Origin of the sequence: Nonomuraea glycinis, assembly GCF_014646515.1 — a bacterium.
In the GTDB taxonomy this organism is placed as follows: Bacteria; Actinomycetota; Actinomycetes; order Streptosporangiales; family Streptosporangiaceae; genus Nonomuraea; species Nonomuraea glycinis.
The window spans coordinates 163,566-185,935 of sequence record NZ_BMNK01000001.1 but is presented as its reverse complement, the minus strand read 5'-3'; the positions used below and the strand labels follow the sequence as shown (position 1 = coordinate 185,935).

Sequence of the window (22,370 nt, the reverse complement as noted above, 5' to 3'; positions counted from 1 at the left end):
GAGCCGTCAGGTGCGTGCGGAGACAGGCGAACGGCTGCTCGTGGTCGACGACGAGCCCACGGTCAAGGAGCTGCTGTCGGCGACCCTGCGCTTCGCGGGCTTCACCGTGACCTCGGCCGACAACGGCAGGCAGGCGCTGGAGGCGGCCCGCCGTGAGCCGCCCGATCTGGTGCTGCTCGACGTCATGCTGCCGGATCTCGACGGGTTCGAGGTGATCCGCAGGCTCCGGACCCTGCCCCGGGGCGGCGGCCGGCCGGGGCCGGTGCCGGTGCTGTTCCTGACCGCCCGCGACGGCACCGCCGACAAGATCAACGGCCTGCGGCTGGGCGGCGACGACTATGTGACCAAGCCGTTCGACCTGGAGGAGCTCCTGGCCCGGATCAGGGCCATCCTCCGGCGCACCGGCGCCTCACCGGGCACCCACACGCTGACGGTCGCCGATCTGGAAGTCGATCCCGACGGCCTGCAGGTGACCAGGGCGGGGATCCCGGTGCGGCTGTCGCCGACGGAGTTCAGGCTGCTGCACTACCTGGTGGAGAACGCGGGGCGGGTGCTGCCGAAGGCGGAGATCCTGCAGCAGGTGTGGCGTTACGACTTCGCCGGCGACTCCAGCATCGTCGACACGTACATCAGCTATCTGCGCCGCAAGGTCGACACCGGTGACCCCAGGCTCATCCACACCGTGCACGGCGTCGGCTACGTGCTGCGCAAGCCGAAGCGATGATCGCCCGGCTGTCCCTGCGCGCCCGGCTGCTCGCCATCACGGTGGCGCTGCTGGTCACCGGCCTGGCCGTGATCAGCTCGGTGGTGGTCAAGCAGCTCGAGACCCATCTCATGGCCAGAATGGACGAAAGGCTCAGCCCGCTGTCCTCGGCGCTGGCCACGCTGACGCCGGAGGTTCTCACCACCCTGCAGGAGCGGATGCGCGCCATCCCGGTGCCGCTGCGCGGGGACGAGTTCGACCTGGCCGGCGAGGGGTACGTCGCCTTCCTGGCCGCCGACGGCACGGTGCTCCGGGAGGTGGACCTCGGCGGCCACGTCGAGCTGCCCAGGCTGGACACCGCCGCCGTCACGGAGCGGGCGGGCCGGCCGTTCACCGTCGACGACGCGTCGGGCGGGCGGTGGCGCGTGCTGGCGGTGGCCTCCCGGGTGGGGGAAGATCTGTCGCCCCTGCTGAAGGTGGAGCTGCGGGCGCGGTCCGGCGACGTCCCCGGCCACAGCGCGGTCGCCATCGCGCTCTCGCTCGACGCGATGGACTCCACCGTCGACCGGCTCCGCCTGGCCAGCCTGGTGGCCGGCGCGCTGTTGCTGGCCGTACTCGCCGTGGTGGGCGGGGTGGCGATCCGGGCGGGGTTGGCGCCGCTGCGGCGGGTGGAGGAGACGGCGGCGGCGATCGCCGCCGGGGACCTGACCCGGCGCGTGCCCGAGCCCGACGCGCCCGGCACCGAGGTCGGGCGGCTGACCCGCTCGCTCAACGGCATGCTCACCCAGATCGAGCAGGGCTTCGCGGCCAGGCAGGAGTCCGAGGCCCGGATGCGCAGGTTCGTCGCGGACGTCAGCCACGAGCTGCGCACGCCGCTGTTCGGCATCAAGGGCTTCTCCGAGCTCTACCGGATGGGCGGCACCGACGCCGAGGCGGCGCTGGCCCGCATCGAGAGCGAGTCAGGCCGCCTGGCCCGCCTGGTGGACGACCTGCTGCTGCTGGCCGCCCTCGACGAGCCCGAGGGGGTGGCCGCCGCCCTGGAGCCGACCCCCATGGACCTGCGCACGCTGGCCGCCGACGCCAAGCACGACTTCGCCGCCCTGGACCCGTCCAGGCCCGTCACCCTCACCGGCCCGGACGGCGGCCCGGCGGCGAGCGCCCCGGTGCTGGGCGACGAGGCCAGGCTGCGCCAGGTGGTCAGCAACCTGGTCGGCAACGCCGTCACGCACACCCCGGCGGGCACCCCGGTCCGCATCGGCGTCGGCACCGTGGGCGCCGAGGCGGTGCTGGTCATCGAGGACTCCGGCCCCGGGCTGAGCACCGAGGAGGCCGCCCGGGCCTTCGACCGCTTCTACCGGGCCGACACCTCCCGCGCCAGAGCGACGGGCGGCGCGGGGCTCGGCCTGGCCATCGTCCGCTCCATCGTCACCGCCCACGGCGGCCACGTGGAGATCCATTCGGCCCCGGGCCACGGCGCGACCTTCCAGATCCTGCTGCCGGCCGTCACACCGTGAGGCGCCGTTCCGGAGAAACTCCGGCCGATATCGGCCCTCGTCTCTTGACGAAGCCTCGATCCTCCCCGGCACACCAGTACGGCTCCGCGCGCAGGCGGAGCCGTACGGGAAAAAGAGGACTACTTGCGCTTGTTCACCTCGTCGGCGAGCTGCGGGACGACCTGGTGCAGGTCGCCCACGACGCCGTAGTCGGCCAGCTCGAAGATCGGCGCCTCGGGGTCCTTGTTGATCGCGACGATGGTCTTCGCGGTCTGCATGCCGGCCCGGTGCTGGATGGCGCCCGAGATGCCCGCGGCGATGTAGAGCTGCGGCGAGACCGTCTTGCCCGTCTGGCCCACCTGGAACTGGTGGGGGTACCAGCCCGCGTCCGTGGCGGCGCGGGAGGCGCCGACGGCCGCGCCGAGCGCGTCGGCCAGGCCCTCGATGACCGAGAAGTTCTCGGCCGAGCCGACGCCGCGACCGCCGGAGACCACGATGGCGGCCTCCGTCAGCTCGGGGCGGGCGCCCTTCTCTTGCTTGACCCGCTCGACGACGCGGGCGGACTTGGCGGAGTCGGACAGCGTCACCGACACCTCCTCCTCCGTGCCGGCCCCGGCCGAAGCCTCGGGGGCCGTCGAGTTGGGGCGGACGGCGACGATCGGGGTGCCCCTGCTGACCTTGGAGTGCACGTTGACGCCGCCGCCGAAGATGGACTGCTCGGCGACGAAGCCCTCGCCGAGGCCGACGGCGTCGGTGATGACTCCGGAGTCGGTCTTGACGGCGAGCCGTCCGGCGACCTCCTTGCCCTCGGCCGTGGCGGCCACCAGCACGGCGGCCGGCGACTTGGCGGCCACGAGCTGGGCGAGCAGCTCGGCCTTGGGGGCGACGACGTAGCCGACGATGTCCTCGGCGCCGGCGACGTAGATCGTGTCCGCGCCGTACTCGGCCAGTTTGGCCTTGGCTTCGGCGGTGATGCCAGGGCCCGCCCAGACGGCGGCGGGTGTGCCGAGGGAGCGGGCGAGGGTCAGCAGCTCCAGCGTGACCTTCTTGACCTCTCCGTCGACCTGCTCAACGAGAACGAGAATCTCCGACATATCAGTAATACCCCCGTTCTCAGATGAACTTCTTGGCGGCGAGGAAGTCGGCGACCTTGACGCCGCCGTCACCCTCGTCCTTGGCGATCGTGCCGGCGGCACGCGGCGGCGCGGCGGCGAAGTCGACCACCTGGGACCAGGAGGCGTCGAGGCCCACCTGGGCGGCGTCGATCCCGGCGTCGGCGATGGCCAGCGTCTGCACCGGCTTCTTCTTGGCCGCCATGATGCCCTTGAAGGACGGGTAACGCGGCTCGTTGATCTTCTCGACCACGGAGACGACGGCCGGCAGCGTGGCCTCGACCTTGTCGTAGCCGTAGTCGGTCAGGCGCTGGACGGTGATCGACGAGCCGTCGACGTCGACCTTGTTGGCCAGCGTGAGCTGCGGCGTGCCGAGGCGTTCGGCCAGCATCGCGGGCAGCACGCCGGTGCGCGCGTCGGTCGACTCGGAGCCGAGGATGACCAGGTCGAACCCGATCTGCTTCAGCGCCTGAGCCATCGCGTAGGAGGTGCCGAGCGCGTCGGAGCCGCGCAGCCCGTCGTCGAAGAGGTGGACCGCCTTGTCGGCGCCCATGGCCAGGGCCTTGCGGATGGTCTCGGTGGCCTTGCCCGGGCCCATGGTGAGGACGGTGACCTCGCCGCCGTGGGCCTCCTTGAGCTTGAGCGCCTCCTCGACCGCGTACTCGTCGAGCTCGTTCACCACGCCGTCGACCGCGTCACGGTCGAGTGTGTTGTCTTCGGACCGCAGCTTGCGCTCGGTCGCCGTGTCGGGGACTTGCTTCACGCAGACGACGATGTTCATGGCCGGTGGCCGACCTCCCGTATTCGCGTGCGCCTCCGCGACGATGCGGTGGGCGCCGGATGCATGCTGTCCAGACTGCCAGGTGCTCCATGGAACGGTGACAGTGGGTGCGCTCACGCTCCCGAAGTCATGTTACCCATGAGTAGCTTACGTGCAAACTCGCGAAAGCGGCTTGCGGCACCACCTTACCGAACTATGTTCCGTTATCCCGGGACCGGGGTCGTTCAGGCGGAGAGCACGAAGACGATCCCCACCACCAGCGCCGTGCCGGCGAACAGCGCCAGCACGGGCGTGCTGAAGAAGGCGCTCAACGCCAGCGAGATCCCCAGCGTCCCCGCCACCCCGGTGAAGTCGGCGATGATCCGGCTCTTCCTGAACGGCCCCCTGGTGGCCAGCGCCACCCCCGCGTCGGCCACCACTGCCAGCGTGAACGCGGCCAGCAGGAACAGCGCCACCTCCGGCAGCGGCTCCTGGGCCGCGGCGGCCAGCAGCGACATGAACAGCCCCGACCCGATCAGCCAGCGCCTGCGCACCCGCTCCCGATGCCGGGCCCTGGACAGCTCCGCCGACTCCGCCTTCGGGCCCCGGCCCGGCTGCCATTCACGCGTGGACAGGTGGTGAACATCACTCTCCTCGCGCCGCGCCGTACCCATCGAGAACCGGGACAGGCGGCGGGCCGGCGGGGTCGCGTCCACGCCCAGCCGGGCACAGATCCGCGCGGCCGTCGGCCGCGCGGCCGGGTCGGTGGCCAGGCACTCGCGCAGCAGCGGCTCCAGCCAGCCGGGCACGCCCTCCAGATCGGGCTCGTGATGGACGGCACGGTAGGCGACCGCCGACGGCGGCCCCTGCCCGTACGGGTGGCGACCGGTCGCGGCGTAGGCCAGCGTCGCGCCGAAGGAGAACACGTCCGCCTCCGGACCCACCACGCCGCCCTCCAGCACCTCCGGGGCTAAGTAGCCCGGCGTGCCGACCACCGCCCCTGAGGCGGTGACCGACAGGGAGTCGAGCGCGCTGGCGATGCCGAAGTCGATGACGACGGGGTCGCCCTCGGTCATCATCACGTTCGCGGGCTTGAGATCGCGATGCACGACCCCCGCCTCGTGTACGGCCAGCAGCGCGTCCGCCAGCCCGGTCGCCAGCGACCGCAGGTCGGCCACCGGCACCGGGACGGCGCTCAGCGGCCTGCCCTGGACGTAACGGGTGACGAGGTAGGGCCTGGCGCCCTCCAGCGAGGCGTCGAGCACCTCGGCCACGTGCGGCCCGCCCACCCGCCGCATGGTCTCCACCTCGCGGGCCAGCCGCGCGAGCGCGCCGCCGTCGGCCGCCACGTGCGGGTGCAGCACCTTGACGGCGACCGTGCGGCCCTCGGAGTCGAGTGCCAGGTGCACTTCGCCGAACCCGCCCGCGCCCAGCCGCGACAGCAACTGGTAGGGGCCGAGGCGCTCGCCGTTCATACCCCTATCTCTCCCCCCGCCCGCGGGCGGGGACACTCAGGACCAGGGAGACAGGAACCCGAGATTCAGGTCCTTCAGAAGGTCGTTCACCAGGCCGGCGATCAACCCCGTGACGCTGTTGCGGGCGCTGGCGGTCAGCTCGTTGATCACCGTTTCGGGCGCCCGCCACGGATCCCACACGGTCTCCGTGCCCAGCGCGAACATCACCGCGAACAGCGCGATCGTGCCCGCGACCATCGCCGCGGCCAAGGCCGCCCCCGGAGTGCGCAGCACGCCGGTGAGGGTGCGGGTGACCGCCTGGCGCGGCGCTCCGCCGCCCGGCAGCACGAACAGCCCGGCCGCGAAGGCGCCGGCGGCGTAGGCGGCGGCGTCGTTGACGCTCAGCCCGCCGCCCCAGCGCAGCACCCCCCAGACGCACGCTCCGAAGGCGATCGCCAGCGGCACGTGGACCAGGCTCACCAGCGACGCCTTGATCAACGCCCAAGGCGTGCCCACCAGCACGAGCAGCGGGTCGGCGGCGCTGCTGCCGCGCACCTGACGCCGCTTCACCATGTCACCGAACAGGTATTCGCCCACCCTGAAGACCACCGCGAGCGCGATCGCCGCCGCGCCCACCATGACGGGCAGCATCACGGTCAGCGCGACCAGCGAGACCAGCAGCAGCAACGAGACGAACTGGGCGCCGGCCAGATAGCGCTTGCGCTCGCTCGCCGGCGCGGGCGGCGGCGTGTAGGGCCTGACCTGCTGCTGGGGCTGCTGGGTCGGCGGGGCGTAGGCCGGGCGCGGCGCCGGGTAACCGGCCACGCGCTGGTCGGCCACGGGCGGCCTGGCGGACATCGGCGCCGGGATGTACGGCGGCGGCCGCTCCTGCCGGGCCGGCTTCACCTCGCGCGACGGGCGTTCGTACTGCACCGGCGGCAGCAGGTCGGAGTAGGCGTCCATGGTCCGGGTGCGGTTCGGCAGCCGCTTGGTGCGGCCCGGCCCGTCATCCGGCGCCGGCTGGTTGAACGTGGTCACCGAGGGGTCCAGCGCCCTGGCCATCCTCAGCAGCTCCTGCGCGTTGGGCCGGGCGGCGGGGTCCACCTGGAGCGCCCGCAGCAGCCAGCCGCGCAGCCACACGGGCGCCTTGTCGAGCTGGGCCCGGCCTTCCATGATGTTGAAGCAGACCGCTTCGAAGGTGCCGGTGCCGAAAGGCGGCGCGCCGACCGCGGCGAAGAACACCGTGGAGGCCAGCGAGTGCACGTCGGCCGCCTGGGTGATCTCGGAGTCCCGGATGATCTCGGGCGCCAGATAGCCGGGCGTGCCGACGAACATCCCCGTCTGGGTCAGCCGGGTGGCGTTGACCAGATGGGCGATGCCGAAGTCGATGACCAGCGGCTCGCCGTCGACGAGCATGACGTTGGAGGGCTTGAAGTCGCGGTGGATCACCTCGGCCGCGTGGATGGCCACCAGGGCCTGGCAGAGCCCCTGGGTCATCCGGATGAGCTCGCGCGCCGGCAGCGCGCCCTCCTCCAGGACCGTCGCCTCCAGCGTGCGGCCGGGGGCGAACCGGGTCACGACGTAGGGCTGCCCGCCGACGAGCTCGGCGTCGACCACCTCGGCGACGTGCGGGCTGCGCACCCGGCGCATGGTCTCGACCTCGCGGGTCAGCCGGTCGCGCGCCTTGAGGTCGGCGGCGACGTGCGGGTGCAGCACCTTGACGGCGACCTCACGGCCGTCGCCGTCGATCCCCAGGTGGACGACTCCCATGCCACCCTCGCCGATCTTCCTGATCAGCCGGTAGGGACCGAGCCGCTCTGGCGTCTGGGTGTTGCCCGTGCTCATCGGCACCTGCCCCGCGTCATCCCCCCGAGTTCCCCTTCAGATTGTTGAGCAGCCCTACCACCGGCCCGACGTCCACCGGAGCCCATATGGACCTCCTCGTGTTGTCCCCGAACGTGCTGACCGCGAGGATCAGCGAGAGCACGGCTCCTGCCGCGAGAACTCCCGCCATCACCATCGCCGCTGTTCTCGAGGGTACGAGGGATGACAGCGTCCTGCGCATCTGTCTGCCGGGCCCTTCGACTCCCGGGCCCGCGCAGACGGTCCACAGTGCCACCGCGCTCCCCCATGCCAGCGCGTTGTACGGGCTCATCCCCGCCACCACGGCGAGCAGGAGCGTCACCGGCAGTCCAAGGATGAGCGCGTAGAGGAACAGGGCGAGCGTGATGCCCGCCGATTTGGCCAGCGCCTTGGGGAAGGCGAACACCCTGATGACGTCGAGCGCCGCCGCGCCCGTCGACCGGAGCTCCGGCTGGGCGAGGTCGGCGGCGCGCAGCAGCACCGCGACCGGGATCGCCAGCACGGCCACCACCACGGGGGCGAAGGACGCCAGCACGATCATGATGACCAGCAGCATCGCGCTCGCCACGCCGTAGGCCGCCGAGCGCTGCAGGGCCTGACCAGGGATCGCGCCGGGGATGAACGGCTCGCGCTTGGTCCTGAGGTCGGGCTGGAACTGGCCCTGCGCCGGGATGTAGGGCGGCGGCTGGACCGGGTTGTTCCTGCCGTAGTCGAGCCCTTCCGGGCGCACCCGCCTGGTCGGCATGTCACCCTCGGGCTGCGCACCGTAACCAGCCTCACGCGGACCGCCCTGACCGTGACCCCCGTCGCGCGGACCGGCCTGGCCATGGCTCCCGTCACGCGGACCGCCCTGACCGTGGCTCGCGTCGCGTTGGCCGGGCTGGCCATGGCCGCCTTCGCGCGGCGGGGCGCTCTGGCCGTGGCCGGCGGCCTGCGCGGGCGCCTGCTGCCAGGGCAGGCTCGGCTGGGACGCCGCCTCCCGCTGCATCTGGCGCAGCTCCTCCGGGCTCACCCGGCGGGTGGGCCACGGGTCGCTCTGGCCGGGCAGCAGCGAGACGTACTGGTGGTCCTGACCCGGCGGCCCCGGCTGTGCCGGGGGCGGGATCTTCGGGTACTGGCCTTCGACGCCTTCGACCAGTTTGCGCGGCGTCATCGGCGGCGTGGAGCCGTCCCACGGCGCCTGCCCCGAGGACGCGTCGTACGGCCCACTACCAGGCTGAGGCCCGCTCCCCGGCTGAGGGCCGCTACCAGGCTGCGACCCACTACCAGACTGAAACCCGCCGGCAGGCTGAGGCCCACTGCCCGGCTGGGGGCCGCTACCGGGCTGGGGGCCGCTGCCGTACTGGGGGCCGCTACCGGGCTGGGGGCCGCTGCCGTACTGGGGGCCGCTGCCCGGCTGGCGGACGATTCGGGGCTCGTACGGCCGGTCGGCGCCGTACGGCGGGGTGACCGAGGGGTCGTGCGGCGGCAGAAGGCTCTCCACGGGCGGCGGCTCGGCGTCCGGGCGCGGCACGGTGGAGATCTCGTCGGGCATGCCGCCCGGCGGCTTGGTGAACATGCGCGCGGTCTGCTCGGCCAGCTCCGCGGCCTTGGGCCGCTTGTTCGGGTTGCGCTGGAAGGCGGCCTTGAGCAGCGGCTGGAGGGCCGCCGGGGCGGCGCTGACGTCGGCCTTGCCCGCGGTGATGTTGTAGAAGATCATCTCCAGTGTGCCCTTGCCGAAGGGCGGCTGGCCGGTGCCGGCGTAGAGCAGGGTGCCGGCCCAGGCGTGGATGTCGACCTCCGGCCCGGCCTCCTGCCCTTCGATGATCTCCGGCGCCAGGTAGCCGGGCGTGCCGATGAACATGCCCGTCTGGGTCAGCCGGGTCGCGTCGACCGCCTGGGCGATGCCGAAGTCGATCAGGACGGGCTCGCCGTCGAGGATCAGCACGTTGCCCGGCTTGAGGTCGCGGTGGATGACGCCGACCGAGTGCACGGCGGCCAGCGCCGTGGCGATCCCGTGCCCGATCCGCACCAGCGCGGGCAGCTCGAGCGGCCCGTCGTTCTTGATGATCTCGTCGAGCGGCCGGCCCGCCACGTAACGCGTGACGATGTACGGGCGATGACCGGTCACATCGGCGTCGAGCACCTCGGCGATGTATCTGCTGCGCACCCGGCGCATCGTCTCGACCTCGCGCGAGAGCCGCCGCCTGGCGACTTCGTCACCGGCGACTTCGGCGCGCAGGACCTTGACCGCAACCTGCCGTCCCTGCGGGTCGACAGCGAGGTGGACAACGCCCATTCCGCCTTCACCGAGCCGCCTGAGCAGCCGGTAAGGGCCGAGTCGGTCATCGTTCATGGCATGAAGCACCATACCGGCTTAATCCCCGCCCACGAGATGAACCACGAGGCCACATTCCCAGTCGTACAACGTCCAGACAGGGCCCATCGGTTTCCCAATCAACGGTCTCGAATTGGCGTCAGTTGGCCAAGCTCATCACGTAAGCACTCTTCAGCGAGGCCAGCGCGGCCCCGGACAGGGCGAGTTTGGAGCGGCGCACACCGCTGCCGATGATCACCTCCGGATGCTCGGCGACCGCCGTGTCCACCAGGATCGGCCAGTCGTCGGGCAGGCCGACCGGGGTGATGCCGCCGTACTCCATGCCGGTGAGCTCCACCGCCTGTGCCATCGGCGCGAAACTCGCCTTGCGCGCGTCCAGGTGCCTGCGCACCACGCCGTTGACGTCCGCCCGCGTCGTGGCCAGCACCATGCAGGCCGCGTAGCGGGTCTCGCCGCCGCGCTTGGCCGCGACGACCACGCAGTTGGCCGACGCGTCCAGCGGCACGCCGTAGCGCTCGCAGAACGCGGCCGTGTCGGCCAGCTCGGGGTCGATCTCGGCCACCCGCACGCCGTCGATCTCGCCCACGGCACGCGCCACCGGATCGGCCAGCAGGTCGCTCCGCTCGGTGGCGGGCACCCAGTCCAACGTCATCCCAGCTCCTCGATCGCTCTCCCAGGACCCTACGCCGGTCACGGGAGCGGCGTGCGCCGTCACGGGGACCGCAGCACCCGCTGGTGCAGCTGAGTGACGGCACTGCGGGCCGACTGCATGGCTCCCGCCTGCCAGGCGATCAGGTGGGTGAGCCAATCACCCGCGAAGTACACCCTCGCGCTGGGACGTTGCAGAAGAGTGAAGGACGAATCAATGACCGGCCAGCGTACCCAGCCGCCCTGGATGTGCTCCTGGCGCTCCCAGGCGATCGAGGCGGCCGACAGCACGTCCGCGCGGTATTTCTCGCCGTGGATCTTCTTGCCCTGGGTGAGCGCGCGGCGGCGGCGGTCCTCGGGGGTGAGCGCGCCGTACAGCTCGGCCTCGGCCCCGGTGTTGTAGTAGCCGACTACCACGCCACGGGCGGCGTGGTAGTCGTGCGAGGGGTACCAGATGTGGGTGATGTCCAGGTCGGTCTCGGTGATGCCGCCGTAGATCCGGTCCTCGATCTCCCACCAGCGCCTGCCGTACTCCAGGCCGATCTTGCCGGCCGCGACGGGGACGGGCGTGCGGAGCGCGGCCGTGACGGGTTCGCCCAGGTTGTGCGGGATCTTCGCCAGCACGTGCGGCGGGAGGGTGGCCACGCAGTAGTCGGCCTTCATCCGGCCGCCGCGCCAGGTGACCTCCACGCCGTCGGCCAGGCTGGTGATCTGGGTGACCTGGGCGCCGGTCCTGATCCGGTCCGCGCCGACCGCCTCGACGAGTCCGGTGACGATCGCGTCCATGCCGCCGACCGGCTGGAACATCGGCGTGGCCTGCTCGTAGCCGAAGTCGTTGGTGATCGCCCGGCCGGTGCCGGCGGCAAGGACCTGGCTGAGCGTGCCCGGCGCGCCGAGCGGTGCGCCGGCGTCCAGGCCGGGGAGTTCGGCGTAGCCGCGCCTGCTGGAGCCCTCGTAGTCGAGCTTGGGGCCGAGGTCGCCGAACCTGGTGAGGAATTCCAGCAGCCGCTCCCGGTCGTCTCGGGTGAGCTTTTTGTCGAGCGCGCCGAGGTCTGTCGCTTTGGCGAGGAGTTCGGCGACATATCCGTACATGTCGGCTCGGGCCGCTCCCGACCGGACCGTCTGGCCGCTGGTGTGCACGTAGGCGTGCGCGTTGCGGTTCACGAACGTCTCGATGGGGATGCCCAGCTCGCGGCAGTAGTCCAGGGTGACCATCCACGGCGCGATCCGGGCGGGCCCCGCGTTGAAGTAGGCCCTTTCCCCGAACGTCACCTGCTGCGCCGGCCCGTTCAGCTCGGTCAGCCGGTCCCCGCCGCGTAACGTGAGGTTCCGCCCGCCCGCCTTGCCCCTGGCCTCCAGCAGCGTGCAGTCGTAGCCCGCCTTGCCGAGCTCGTAGGCCGCCGTCAGCCCCGCCACCCCGGCCCCGAGGATCACCACCTTGCCCGCGGCCCTGCCCTGCAGCGAGAAGTCGCTCGCCCGCGGCGGCACGAACGCCTTGTCCTGGTCGCCGGGCGCCAGCCCGAGCGCCCCCATGGCCGCGTACATCGCGCCGGCGCCCCCGGCGGCCCCGATGCCCACCAGCAGCCCGCGCCTGGTCAGCGCCGCACCCTCCACGTCAGCTACTCCCGTGCGCTCAGCCGTACGGACCGCTGCCGCAGGCGACCTGGCCGCCGATGGTGGCGAAGATGCCGAACAGCGCCATGATCTCCGTGTAGTCGTCGGTGGTGAACTCGGTGTGCCGCGACCCCACCGACTTGACCCCGGGAACCAGCGCCACAGCGGCCGCGATCGCGGTGGAGTTCCACTCCACCCCCAGCGTGTACGGCGCCGGAATCGTGTAGGGCGTGAAGTCGCTCAACCGGCTGAGTGCTCGCACCGTGGCCTCACGGATCCGAGCCTGGGCCACGCTCGGCGGCAGCAACTCGGCCGAGAACTTGTCGATGCCCTTCTTGACCGCGACGGTCTCCACGTCGCCGAGCAGCTCACGCGCCTCTTCGCCGACCGCCTCGTCCCCGGTCACCAGCACGACGGGGACACCGTGGAAGCCGGCGCACGCCGCCACCACCCGCGTCTCGCCGCACTCCTCGCCGTTGAGGTAGACGTTCTGGATCTCCTTGCCCATCCAGGTGTGGTTGAGCACCCCGTGCCGCACCCCGGCCCGCGCGTGATAGCCGACCAGGCAGGCGGCCTGGAAGGACCCGTCGAGCCCCTGCGCCATCCGCTGCGCCTTGCCCGGCCCGCGGATCAGGCTGGCACGCGGGTCGAGCAGGTCGATCCGCAGGTTCTTGGTCGACCCGTGCGCGTCGTTGACCAGCGCCCTGTCCGCGCCCGCCGCGAACGCGCCGTCGATGGCGGCGTTGGCGTCGGCCGTCATCAGCTCGCAGCCGCGCTCGTAGCCGCGCTTGCCCGCGTGCATCTCCTCGGGGTCGGTCAGCCCGGTGACGCCCTCCATGTCGACCGACAGGTACACCCTCATCCGCCGCTCCTTCTCATCACACCGCATTCTTCCGGGTGGGCGGCGTGCCCTGCCCGGCGGTGCCCCACGTCTCCACCCGGAGCGCCTCCTCGCGCGTCATGAGGCCGACCTCCGAGGTCATGAAGGCGGCCGCCCTGCCGCGCCAGGGAGCGGCGATCTCCTCGATCGCGGGCGGGTAGCAGTGATCGAGCCAGCTCGTGGACTCCTCGGTGGCGTCGAAGTGGTGCATGATCCCGCCGAAGAGGGTCCGCTCGATGCCGGGGACGCGGGCGAGGCCGTACTCGACCATCTCCTGACCGCCGTACGGGGGCGGGCGGAGCCACTTGGCGGCGCGCGGATGGTCGGCGGTGATGGGGGTGTCGAGCGGGCGGCGCTCGACGGCGGCCTGGATGAGCTCTTTGTACAGGCACTTGGCACAGGTGCGGCAGGGGCCTTTGACGCCGGTCAGGCACCAGCGGACCTGATCCTTGAGATCGGAGTCCAGGGCCAGGCGCATGGTGACGGCCTCGCTCACGCCGCCCACCGGCAGCACGATGTGCACGCCCGCCGCGGCGAACAGCCGCCCCCACGCGCCGTGCGGCGCCCACATGGGGTTGTCCGGGGTGTAGCGCTTGACGTAGCGGCCGCCGCCCAGCCAGCGGGAGCCGAGCTCGTAGCCGAAGGCCAGGCCGCCGAGGTCCAGCCGGTCGGCCAGCAGCAGCGCCCCCGCCGCGACGGCGTGGTGCTCGGGATAGCCGGGCCTGGGCTCGGCCAGGGTGAACTCCAGGTCGGACGGCACGACGGTGAGCTCGCGCCCGGTCCTGCTCGCGAGGTCGGCCAGCACGTCGGAGCGGTAGTGCTGCCAGCGGTTCGGCACCCGTTCGTGCGAGACCCGTTTGAAGTGCACGAACGGGGCCTCAGGGTAGATCGCCGCGGCGGCCACGGAGTCGGCGCCGCCGCTGTAGGAGATCGCCAGCCGCCGCCCGGCCGGGCGCGGCTCGGCGCCCACGGGCCCGGCCTCGATCCCCCACCCGTCGTGCAGCGCGGCGGCCAGGCCGGCGGAGACGGCCCGGTCGAAGGTGATCCTCCTGCGCGTCCACGGCGCGACCACGGTCCAGGCGGCGACGGCGAACAGGTCGGGGTGCGCGTCCTCCGGCACGTCGTGCAGGGTGCAGGTGTTGATGGCCAGCTTGACCGGGTGCCCGTCGGCGGCCCTGCCGGTGATCTCGTCCTCGGGGTCCAGGCGGAAGGTCAGTCTGCCCGCGGCCCAGCTCACGCGCACGGCCGCTCCTCGCTCTCGGGCGCCGGCAGCCGGGACTTGAGGTCGTCGACCGCCTGCCAGAGGAGCACCTCGTTGCGCAGCAGCCCGTCGAGCGCCTTGGCGGTCTCCTGGGCGAGCTTGCGCGTCTGGTCGAAGGTGGCCTTGTCCACGCCGCCCTTCACGGGCGGTCCCGAGCTTCGCAGCCGCTCGACCTCGCCCTGAAGGGTGGCCATCTCCCGGCGCAGGGTCTGCACCTCCCACAGGGCGTCCCTGATGTCCTGACGATGGTCAGTTATGGAGATGTAGCGGGAGTCGAACCAGCTGCGCACCGCCGAACGCAGCCGGGAGGGGACGAGGACGCGCTTCATGAAACGCCACCATAGTGGCAAACCCATCCCCGTCAGGACGTGCCAGCCAAGATCTGTATGACTGCCGCGGCCGCGCATTCCCGTCCGGAAAATCCTGACAAGGGTGTTGACGCCATCGCCGTCCCCGCTTACGTTTCCGGCATTCGACGAAATATATCGTCGTATGTCCGAAAGTTTCGAAGGCGTGCGCCCTGCCCCCCGTCGCCGTCAAGGAGCACCGATGAGACCACTGATCCTCGCTCTGGCGCTGGCACTCGCCGTGCCGGCCATCGCCTTACCCGCGTCCGCGACCGCCACCGGGCCCGGGCACGGGTCCGAGCACGGGTCCGAGCATGGGCCCCACCGTGTGCAGGACCTGCGGGACCTGGCGCGCAAGCTCCGCATCAACATCGGCTCCGCCGTCGACGTCGCCGTCCTGCGCGCCGAGCCGGACTACAAGGCCCGGCTCAACCGCGAGTTCGACCACCTCACGGCGGAGAACGCGATGAAGTGGGAGTCGGTCGAGCCCGAACGCGGCGTGTACACCTGGCAGGACGCCGACGAGGTGGTGCGCAACGCGCGCCGCAACGGCCAGCAGGTGCGCGGCCACACGCTGGTCTGGCACAACCAGCTCCCCGCCTGGCTGACCACCGGCGTCGAGAACGGCACGATCGGCGCCACCGAGCTCAGGCAGATCCTGCGCGACCACATCACCACCCAGGTCCGCCGCTACAAGGGCCAGGTCAGGGCCTGGGACGTGGTCAACGAGGCCTTCAACGAGGACGGCACGCCCCGGCAGACCATCTGGCTGACGCACCTCGGCCCCGGCTACATCGCCGACGCCTTCCGCTGGGCGCACCGCGCCGACCCGCACGCCAAGCTCTACCTGAACGACTACAACGTGGAGTGGAACGTCCCCAAGATCGAGGCCACCCTCACCCTGATCAAACAGCTGCAGGCCCAGCGGGTGCCGATCGACGGCATGGGCTTCCAGGGCCATCTCGGCATTCAGTACGACTATCCGGGTGACTGGGCGAACGTCATGCGGCGCTTCGCCGACCTCGGCCTGGAGATCGCCGTCACCGAGCTCGACGTGCGCATGGTGCTGCCGGTGACGCCGGAGAAGCTCGCCACCCAGGCGGACTACTACGGCAGGGCGCTGAGCGACTGCCTCAGCGTGCGGGCCTGCCGGGAGTTCACCGTCTGGGGCTTCACCGACCGGCACTCCTGGGTCCCGGGCTGGTTCGACGGTGAGGGCTCGGCGTGCCTGCTGGATGAGAACCTGGCCCCGAAACCGGCCTACGACAAGCTGCTGACCACCAGAAGGGTCAGCGGCCGGTGAACTTGGGGGTGGACTTCTCGGTGAACGCCCCCATGCCGATCTTCGCGTCATCCGTCGCGAAGAGCCCGGCGAACTGGAGCCGCTCGATCTCCAGCCCGGTGTCGAGGTCCACCTCCAAACCCTGGTCCACGGCCTGCTTGGCGGCCCGCAGCGCGACCGTGGGGCCGCCGGTGAAGGTGGCGGCCCAGTCGCGGGCGGCCTGGTAGACCTCGGCGTCGGGGACGACCCGGTCGACCAGGCCGATGGCGAGGGCTTCGGCGGCCGGCACGTGCCGGCCGCTGTAGATGAGGTCCTTGGCCCGGGACGGGCCGATCAGGCGGGGCAGCCGCTGGGTGCCGCCGGCGCCGGGGATGATGCCGAGCTGGATCTCCGGCTGGCCCAGCTTGGCGGACTCCCCCGCGACCCGGAAGTCGGCGCACAGGGCGAGCTCGCAGCCGCCGCCCAGGGCATAACCGGTGACGGCGGCGATGACGGGCTTGCCGACGCGGGCGACGGCGGTGAAGCAGTCCTGCAGCGTGCGGGAGTGGGTGGCCATGTCTGCATAGGTCATGCCGGCCATCTCCTTGATGTCGGCGCCCGCCGCGAAGACCCGCTCGCCGCCGTAGAGGATGACGGCGTGCACCTCCGGGTCGGCGTCCGCCGCCCGCGCCGCCTCGGCGATCTCCCGCTGGACCTGGCCGTTGAGCGCGTTCATCTTGGGACGGGCCAGCAGGATCGTGGCGATCTGATCGGCCACCTCGACGTTCACGTACTCAGCCATGATCCGACCCTACAACGCCACGTCTGAAAAAATCCTTCGTAAAACTCTCGCCGAAGAAGGAAATCATTGAGACGCTGACTCGGTCCAGAACCCCCCAGTCAAGGAGCGGTACATGCGCAGAGCGCTGGCGATCGCCGCGGTCGTCATTCTGCCCTTAGTCAACACCCCGGTCGCGCATGCCGCGGCGCCGGACGACCGGCAGCGCGCCTTCAGCGCGGCGGCCGAGGAGTTCCAGGTGCCCGAGAGCGTGCTGCTCGGCGTCTCCTACCTCGAGTCACGCTGGGACGCCCACGCCGGCCGGCCCAGCAACGACGCCGGATTCGGGCCCATGCACCTGACCGACGCCGCCGCGTACACCGGGACCAACCACCACGCCGAAGGCGCCGAGGACCCGCGCGGCGACGACAGCAGGCCGATGCCCGCCCCGACCGGGACGCCCGCCCCCGTCGAGATCCCCGCCTCGCTGCGCACCATGGAGAAGGCCGCCCAGCTCACCGGCGAGAGCCACGACGAGCTCCGCACCGACCCGGCGGCCAACATCAGAGGCGGCGCGGCCCTGCTGGCCGACTACCAGAAGGCGCTCGGCGCGCCGCTCAGCGACGACCCCGGCCAGTGGTACGGCGCGGTCGCCCGCTATTCGGGGGCCGCGGAGTCCGAGGCGGCCAAGTTCTTCGCCGACGAGGTCTTCGCCACCATCAAGTCGGGCGAGGAGCGCGTCACCGACGACGGCCAGCGGGTCAGGCTGGCGCCGGTCCCCAGGCTGTCCGCGGTCGCCACCTGGCTGGAGAAGCTGGGCCTGCGCCCGCCGCGCCGGGACGGCGTGGAGTGCCCGCGCACCATCTCGTGCGAGTGGATCCCGGCCGCCTACGAGGAGCTGCCGCCGGACGACTACGGCAACCACGACCTGGCGAACCGGCCCACCGGCCAGAAGATCGACTACATCGTCATCCATGACATGGAGGGCTACTTCGGCCCGTCGATCGGCCTGGTCCAGGACGCCACCTACGGGGCGAGCTGGCACTACTCCCTGCGCTCCACCGACGGGCACATCGCCCAGCACATCAAGACCAAGGACGTCGGCTGGCACGCCGGCAACTGGTACGTCAACGCCAAGTCCATCGGCCTGGAGCACGAGGGCTTCCTGGCCGAGGGCGGCACCTGGTACACCGAGGCGATGTACCGCACCTCGGCCAAGCTGGTGCGCTACCTGGCGCTCAGGCACGGCGTGCCGCTGGACCGGGCGCACATCATCGGCCACGACAACGTGCCCGGCACGCTGCCGACCACGGTCCGGGGCATGCACGAGGACCCGGGCCCCTTCTGGGACTGGGCGCACTACTTCACGCTGCTCGGCGCCCCCCTGCACCCGCTCGGCGGCCCGAAGGCGGGCAGCGTCATGATCAGGCCCGACTTCGCCACCAACAAGCCGCACTTCTACGGCTGCGACCGCGCCAACCCCGAGGCGGACTGCCCGCCGCTCAGCGCGGGCACGGTCTGGCTGCGCACCGCGCCGCGCGAGGACGCGCCGCTGGTCAAGGACATCGGCAAGCACCCGACCGGCGAATCCCTCTACAGCGTGTACGACCACAGCGCCAGGGCGAGCACCGGTCAGCGCTACGCGGTGGCCGAGCGGCAGGGCGACTGGACGGCCATCTGGTACCTCGGCCAGAAGTCGTGGTTCCACAACCCGGCGACCGCGCGGACCGCCATCCCGTCGGCGGGCCTCGTGGTGACGCCCAGGCCGGGCCTGGCGACGGTCCCGGTGTACGGCAGGGCGTACCCGGAGCAGGAGGCCTACCCCGAGGGCATTCCGTACCAGGCGGTCACCCCGCTGCAGTACACGTTCTCGGCGGGCGAGAAGTACACGCTGGCCGGCCCCGCGGCGGCGGAGTACTACCGAGCCGTCACCTTCGACCCGGCCGGCCACAAAGTCGTCCGGGGCACGACGAGGTACCTGCAGATCCAGTTCGGGCACCGAGTGATGTTCGTGAAGGCCGACGACGTACGGGTGTCGTTCGCCTGGTGAACCCCGTCACGGCTGACGACGCGCGGAGGTCGTCAGCCTCATGAACCTCGATACGGCTGACGACGCGCGGAGGTCGTCAGCCTCGTGGACCTCGTCACGGCTGGCGACGTGCGGGGGTCGGTCGTCTGGTGAACTCCGCGACGGCGCTCCTGGTGCTGGTGAGAGCCTCCTGGGAGGAGTCGAACGTGCGCTGGGCGACGCCGACGAAGACGCAGTCGACGACGAGGAGCTGGCTGATCCGGCTGGCCAGGGCGCCGGGACGGAACTCCGTCTCGCGCCCGGCCGAGATGAGCACGTGCTCGGCCAGCTCCGCGATGGCGGAGCGGGGGTTGTTGGTGATCGCGACGGTGGTCGCACCCGCCTCCCCCGCCCGCCGGAGCGGCTCGATCACGTCGGGCGTCTGGCCCGAGGTGCTGATGCCGATCGCCACGTCACCGGCCTTGAGCAGCACCGCGCTGGTCAACGCCAGGTGGGCGTCCTGGAAGGCGTGGCTGGACAGGCCGATGCGCAGCAGCTTCTGGGCCACGTCCTGCGCCACCAGCCCGGAGGCGCCCACCCCGTAGGCGTCCACCCGGCGGGCGCCCACGATGGCGTCGACCACCAGGCCGAGCCGCTCGGAGGTGAGCTGGGCGACCGTGTCGTTGATCGCCTCGGACTCGGCCCTGGCCACCTTCTGGATGACCTCCGACAGCGGGTCGTCGGGCGCCAGATCGCCGGGCACCAGCCGGTCGGGCTGGGCCGCTGCCGCCGCCAGGGCCAGGCGCAGCTGCGGATAGCCGGCGAAGCCGAGCAGCCGCGCGGTGCGCACGATGGTGGCCTCGCTGGTGCCGGAGGCCGCCGACAGCTCGGTGATGGTGCTCTTCGCCACGGTCGCCGGGTCTTCGAGGATCAGACGGGCGACGGTCCTGGCGGCCGGCGTCAGCGACGGCAGCAAGCCTCGGACCGTCGCCACCAGATTGTCTGCCCGCAGGCTGTTGCCACTGTCATCCACAGACCCGATTATGCCGGTGCCTGCGGATTGGTCGGGTGCCGCCGGATCGGCGCGAGGCTTCGCTGGTGATGCCGGCGGCCCCCACAGGCATGAGTGGGTGCCGCCGGATCAGCGCAGCACGCCGCCGGCGGCCCCCACAGGCATGGGTCGCCGGATCAGCGCAGGATGCCGTTGGTCATGCCGGCGGGCTCCTCGGGCACCGCGATGAGGCCCAGCTCGGCCTTGGCGGCGGCCAGCGGGTGGTGCGGGACGACCCGGACGGTGTAGCCGAAGGCGCCGGTCCGATCCAGCGGGACCACCCCGCTGTAGTGGGCCCGGCCGTCGTCGTCCACGTCGCCGGCGGTCAGCTCCAGGTGGTGGGGGTGGATCAGCTCGTCGTGCGGGCCGACCCTGCCGTAGGCGGCCTCCACCAGCAGGTCGCCCGGCTCCAGGTCGCCCAGCGCGATGGTGGCGCGCAGCTCCAGCGACGCGCCCACCTCCGGGGTGTCGCCGATGCCGGAGCCCTCCACGTGCTCCACCCGCACGCCGGGCCAGGCCCTGGTGACCTTGAGCCGCCAGGCGGCGAACGCCTTGGCGGCGGCCTGGGAGTCGGCCGACAGCACATGGGCCGCGCGGGCGGCCGGGAGATAAAGACCCACCACGTAGTCGCGCAGCATCCGGCCGGCCAGCACCTTGGGGCCGAGCGAGGTCAGCGTGTGCTTGACCATCTCCATCCAGCGGCGCGGCAGCCCGTCGCCGGCCCGGTCGTAGAAGCGGTCGGCCACCTCGTGCTCGATCAGGTCGTAGAGGGCGGTCGCCTCCAGCTCGTCACGCCGGTCGGGGTCGTCCACCCCGTCGGCGGTCGGGATGGCCCAGCCGTTGGTGCCGTCGTACCACTCGTCCCACCAGCCGTCGCGGATGGACAGGTTGAGGCCGCCGTTGAGCGCCGACTTCATGCCGGAGGTGCCCGAGGCCTCCAGCGGGCGCAGCGGGTTGTTGAGCCAGACGTCGCAGCCCTGGACCAGGAGCTGGCCCAGCGTCATGTCGTAGTCCGGCAGGAAGACGATGCGGTGGCGCACCTCGGCCCGGTCGGCGAACTTGACGATCTGCTGGATCAGCTTCTTGCCGCCCTCGTCGGCGGGGTGCGCCTTGCCGGCGATCACGATCTGCACGGGCCTGTCCGGGTCCAGCAGCAGCTCGGTCAGCCGCTCCGGGTCCTGCAGCATCAGCGTGAGCCGCTTGTAGGACGGCACCCGCCGGGCGAACCCGATCGTCAGCACCTCCGGGTCCAGCACGTCGTCGACCCAGCCGAGCTCGGCCGGGGACGCGCCACGGTCGCGCCACGACTTGCGGAGCCGGTCCCTGGCGCCCTGGACCAGGCGGGCCCGCAGGATGCTCCTGATGTTCCAGATCTCGGCGTCGGGGATCTTGTGGACGTTCTCCCAGCCGCGCCCCTTCTCCAGCAGCGAGGGCACCTCGCGGGCGGCCAGCTCCATGAACTCGCGCCCCACCCAGGTCGGCGCGTGCACGCCGTTGGTGATGGAGCCGATCGGCACCTCGTCCAGGTCGAATCCCGGCCAAAGTTCTTTGAACATGTCCCGGCTGACCTCGCCGTGCAGCTCCGAGACGCCGTTGACCCGCTGCGCCAGGCGCATGCCCATGACGGCCATGTTGAACCTGCTGGGGTCGGCCTCCGCGCCGAGCGCCAGGATGCGCTCGACCGGCACGGTCGGCCAGGCGTTGTCGCCGCCGAACTGGCGGGCGATCATGTCGACGGGGAAGCGGTCGATGCCCGCGGGGACGGGCGTGTGCGTGGTGAACACCGTGCCGGCGCGCACCACCTCCAGCGCCTCGTCGAAGGAGAGCCGGGCCTCGGTGAGCTCGCGGATGCGCTCCAGGCCAAGGAAGCCCGCGTGGCCCTCGTTGGTGTGGAAGACCTCAGGCTCGGCGTGGCCGGTGACGCGGCAGTAGGAGCGGATGGCCCGCACCCCGCCCACGCCCAGCAGCAGCTCCTGCATCAGCCGGTGGTCGGTGCCGCCGCCGTAGAGGCGGTCGGTGACGTCCCGGGCGGCGTTGTCGTTCTCGGCCACGTCGGAGTCGAGCAGCAGCAGCGGCACCCTGCCGACCTGCGCCACCCAGACCTGCGCGTGCAGCGCCCGCTCGCCGGGCAGCCCGATGCGGATCTTGACCGGGGCGCCGTCGTCCTTGAGCAGGCTCAGCGGCAGGCCGCCCGCGTCCAGCGACGGGTAGTGCTCCAGCTGCCAGCCCTCGGGCGAGAGCGACTGGGTGAAGTAGCCGTGGCGGTAGAGCAGCCCGACGGCCAGGATCGGCACGCCCAGGTCGCTGGCCGCCTTGAGGTGGTCCCCGGCGAGGATGCCGAGACCGCCGGAGTACTGCGGCATGGCGGCGGCGATGCCGTACTCCGGGGAGAAGTAGGCGATGGCGTGCGCGCCGTCGGGTTGCGCCTGGTACCACCGCGGCGCGGTCATGTACTCCCGTAGATCGTCGGCGGCGTCGGCGAGGCGGCGCAGGAAGCGGCGGTCGGCGGCCAGCTCGGCCAGCCGCTCGTGGCTCACGGCGCCCAGCAGCGCGACCGGGTCGTGGCCGACCTGCGCCCAGAGGGCGGGGTCGACCTCGGCGAACAGATCCAGTGTCTCTGGATGCCAGGACCAGCGCAGGTTGTGCACGAGCTCGCCTAGTGCGGCCAGCTCCGCGGGCAGGACAGTCCGGACGGTGAACCGGCGGATAGCTCTCACAATTTTGAACCCTACGGGCTAGGAGGGACCTCTGAGTCCTTCACCCCCAGCCAAGGCGTTCAAACCCCTTTCCCGGACGAAGCATGAAGACGGAGGATTGGGG

The 22,370-nt window shown here is 71.7% G+C and carries 17 protein-coding genes; 4 read left to right on the top strand and 13 right to left on the bottom strand.

The window, feature by feature from the left end:
- The first annotated feature begins 10 nt into the window (after nt 1-10).
- Complete coding sequence (locus tag IEY87_RS00860) at nt 11-724, top strand: response regulator transcription factor (RefSeq protein ID WP_189136512.1); 714 nt, start codon at nt 11-13, stop codon at nt 722-724.
- Nucleotides 721-2,217, top strand: coding sequence for a sensor histidine kinase (locus IEY87_RS46540; protein ID WP_189136511.1), 1,497 nt, complete (start codon nt 721-723; stop codon nt 2,215-2,217). Before IEY87_RS00860 ends, IEY87_RS46540 begins: the two co-directional genes overlap by 4 nt.
- A 119-nt stretch (nt 2,218-2,336) precedes the next feature.
- On the opposite strand, the gene IEY87_RS00850 is transcribed toward IEY87_RS46540, so the two are convergent.
- The 10 genes from IEY87_RS00850 to IEY87_RS00805 all read right to left on the bottom strand — a co-directional run bounded on the left by IEY87_RS00850 (nt 2,337) and on the right by IEY87_RS00805 (nt 14,434).
- On the bottom strand, nt 2,337-3,290 hold the full coding sequence (locus tag IEY87_RS00850; RefSeq protein WP_189136510.1) for an electron transfer flavoprotein subunit alpha/FixB family protein: 954 nt from the start codon (nt 3,288-3,290) through the stop codon (nt 2,337-2,339).
- 19 nt (nt 3,291-3,309) lie between these two features.
- Entirely contained in the window at nt 3,310-4,089 is a 780-nt protein-coding gene (locus IEY87_RS00845) for an electron transfer flavoprotein subunit beta/FixA family protein (RefSeq protein WP_189136509.1), read from the bottom strand.
- A 224-nt stretch (nt 4,090-4,313) separates the two neighbouring features.
- A complete protein-coding gene (locus IEY87_RS00840) occupies nt 4,314-5,543 on the bottom strand; it encodes a serine/threonine-protein kinase (protein WP_189136508.1) in 1,230 nt (409 codons plus the stop codon).
- Between the two features lie 36 nt (nt 5,544-5,579).
- On the bottom strand, nt 5,580-7,367 hold the full coding sequence (locus IEY87_RS00835; protein ID WP_189136507.1) for a serine/threonine-protein kinase: 1,788 nt from the start codon (nt 7,365-7,367) through the stop codon (nt 5,580-5,582).
- Nucleotides 7,368-7,383: 16 nt separating this feature from the next.
- Nucleotides 7,384-9,720, bottom strand: coding sequence for a serine/threonine protein kinase (locus tag IEY87_RS00830; protein ID WP_189136506.1), 2,337 nt, complete (start codon nt 9,718-9,720; stop codon nt 7,384-7,386).
- A 121-nt stretch (nt 9,721-9,841) separates the two neighbouring features.
- The gene (locus IEY87_RS00825; protein WP_189136505.1) at nt 9,842-10,354 is read right to left on the bottom strand and encodes a YbaK/EbsC family protein; all 513 of its coding nucleotides are present in this window, start codon (nt 10,352-10,354) and stop codon (nt 9,842-9,844) included.
- Between the two features lie 59 nt (nt 10,355-10,413).
- The gene (locus IEY87_RS00820; protein WP_225276858.1) at nt 10,414-11,964 is read right to left on the bottom strand and encodes a flavin monoamine oxidase family protein; all 1,551 of its coding nucleotides are present in this window, start codon (nt 11,962-11,964) and stop codon (nt 10,414-10,416) included.
- A gap of 19 nt (nt 11,965-11,983) precedes the next feature.
- The gene (locus IEY87_RS00815) at nt 11,984-12,826 is read right to left on the bottom strand and encodes a M55 family metallopeptidase (protein ID WP_189136504.1); all 843 of its coding nucleotides are present in this window, start codon (nt 12,824-12,826) and stop codon (nt 11,984-11,986) included.
- A 16-nt stretch (nt 12,827-12,842) separates the two neighbouring features.
- Nucleotides 12,843-14,087, bottom strand: coding sequence for a DUF6395 domain-containing protein (locus tag IEY87_RS00810; RefSeq protein ID WP_189136503.1), 1,245 nt, complete (start codon nt 14,085-14,087; stop codon nt 12,843-12,845).
- A complete protein-coding gene (locus IEY87_RS00805) occupies nt 14,078-14,434 on the bottom strand; it encodes a hypothetical protein (RefSeq protein ID WP_189136502.1) in 357 nt (118 codons plus the stop codon). Before IEY87_RS00805 ends, IEY87_RS00810 begins: the two co-directional genes overlap by 10 nt.
- A gap of 220 nt (nt 14,435-14,654) precedes the next feature.
- On the opposite strand from IEY87_RS00805, the gene IEY87_RS00800 reads away from it, so the two are divergent.
- Nucleotides 14,655-15,755, top strand: a complete 1,101-nt coding sequence (locus IEY87_RS00800) for an endo-1,4-beta-xylanase (RefSeq protein WP_225276859.1) — start codon at nt 14,655-14,657, stop codon at nt 15,753-15,755.
- On the opposite strand, the gene IEY87_RS00795 is transcribed toward IEY87_RS00800, so the two are convergent.
- On the bottom strand, nt 15,742-16,515 hold the full coding sequence (locus tag IEY87_RS00795; protein WP_189136500.1) for an enoyl-CoA hydratase/isomerase family protein: 774 nt from the start codon (nt 16,513-16,515) through the stop codon (nt 15,742-15,744). The genes IEY87_RS00800 and IEY87_RS00795 overlap by 14 nt on opposite strands.
- Nucleotides 16,516-16,627: 112 nt before the next feature.
- On the opposite strand from IEY87_RS00795, the gene IEY87_RS00790 reads away from it, so the two are divergent.
- Entirely contained in the window at nt 16,628-18,541 is a 1,914-nt protein-coding gene (locus tag IEY87_RS00790; protein WP_189136499.1) for a peptidoglycan recognition protein family protein, read from the top strand.
- A 94-nt stretch (nt 18,542-18,635) separates the two neighbouring features.
- On the opposite strand, the gene IEY87_RS00785 is transcribed toward IEY87_RS00790, so the two are convergent.
- On the bottom strand, nt 18,636-19,532 hold the full coding sequence (locus IEY87_RS00785; RefSeq protein WP_189136498.1) for a MurR/RpiR family transcriptional regulator: 897 nt from the start codon (nt 19,530-19,532) through the stop codon (nt 18,636-18,638).
- Nucleotides 19,533-19,687: 155 nt separating this feature from the next.
- A complete protein-coding gene (gene glgP, locus IEY87_RS00780; RefSeq protein ID WP_189136497.1) occupies nt 19,688-22,267 on the bottom strand; it encodes an alpha-glucan family phosphorylase in 2,580 nt (859 codons plus the stop codon).
- Nucleotides 22,268-22,370: the final 103 nt, after the last annotated feature.

Coding starts and splice junctions, on each gene's coding strand:
- IEY87_RS00845 (WP_189136509.1), bottom strand. CDS start 4,089: ATGAACATCGTCGTCTGCGTGAAGCAAGTCCCCGACACGGCGACCGAG.
- IEY87_RS00825 (WP_189136505.1), bottom strand. CDS start 10,354: ATGACGTTGGACTGGGTGCCCGCCACCGAGCGGAGCGACCTGCTGGCC.
- IEY87_RS00850 (WP_189136510.1), bottom strand. CDS start 3,290: ATGTCGGAGATTCTCGTTCTCGTTGAGCAGGTCGACGGAGAGGTCAAG.
- IEY87_RS00815 (WP_189136504.1), bottom strand. CDS start 12,826: ATGAGGGTGTACCTGTCGGTCGACATGGAGGGCGTCACCGGGCTGACC.
- IEY87_RS00795 (WP_189136500.1), bottom strand. CDS start 16,515: ATGGCTGAGTACGTGAACGTCGAGGTGGCCGATCAGATCGCCACGATC.
- IEY87_RS00800 (WP_225276859.1), top strand. CDS start 14,655: ATGAGACCACTGATCCTCGCTCTGGCGCTGGCACTCGCCGTGCCGGCC.
- IEY87_RS00805 (WP_189136502.1), bottom strand. CDS start 14,434: ATGAAGCGCGTCCTCGTCCCCTCCCGGCTGCGTTCGGCGGTGCGCAGC.
- IEY87_RS00835 (WP_189136507.1), bottom strand. CDS start 7,367: ATGAGCACGGGCAACACCCAGACGCCAGAGCGGCTCGGTCCCTACCGG.
- IEY87_RS00830 (WP_189136506.1), bottom strand. CDS start 9,720: ATGAACGATGACCGACTCGGCCCTTACCGGCTGCTCAGGCGGCTCGGT.
- IEY87_RS00840 (WP_189136508.1), bottom strand. CDS start 5,543: ATGAACGGCGAGCGCCTCGGCCCCTACCAGTTGCTGTCGCGGCTGGGC.
- IEY87_RS00790 (WP_189136499.1), top strand. CDS start 16,628: ATGCGCAGAGCGCTGGCGATCGCCGCGGTCGTCATTCTGCCCTTAGTC.
- IEY87_RS46540 (WP_189136511.1), top strand. CDS start 721: ATGATCGCCCGGCTGTCCCTGCGCGCCCGGCTGCTCGCCATCACGGTG.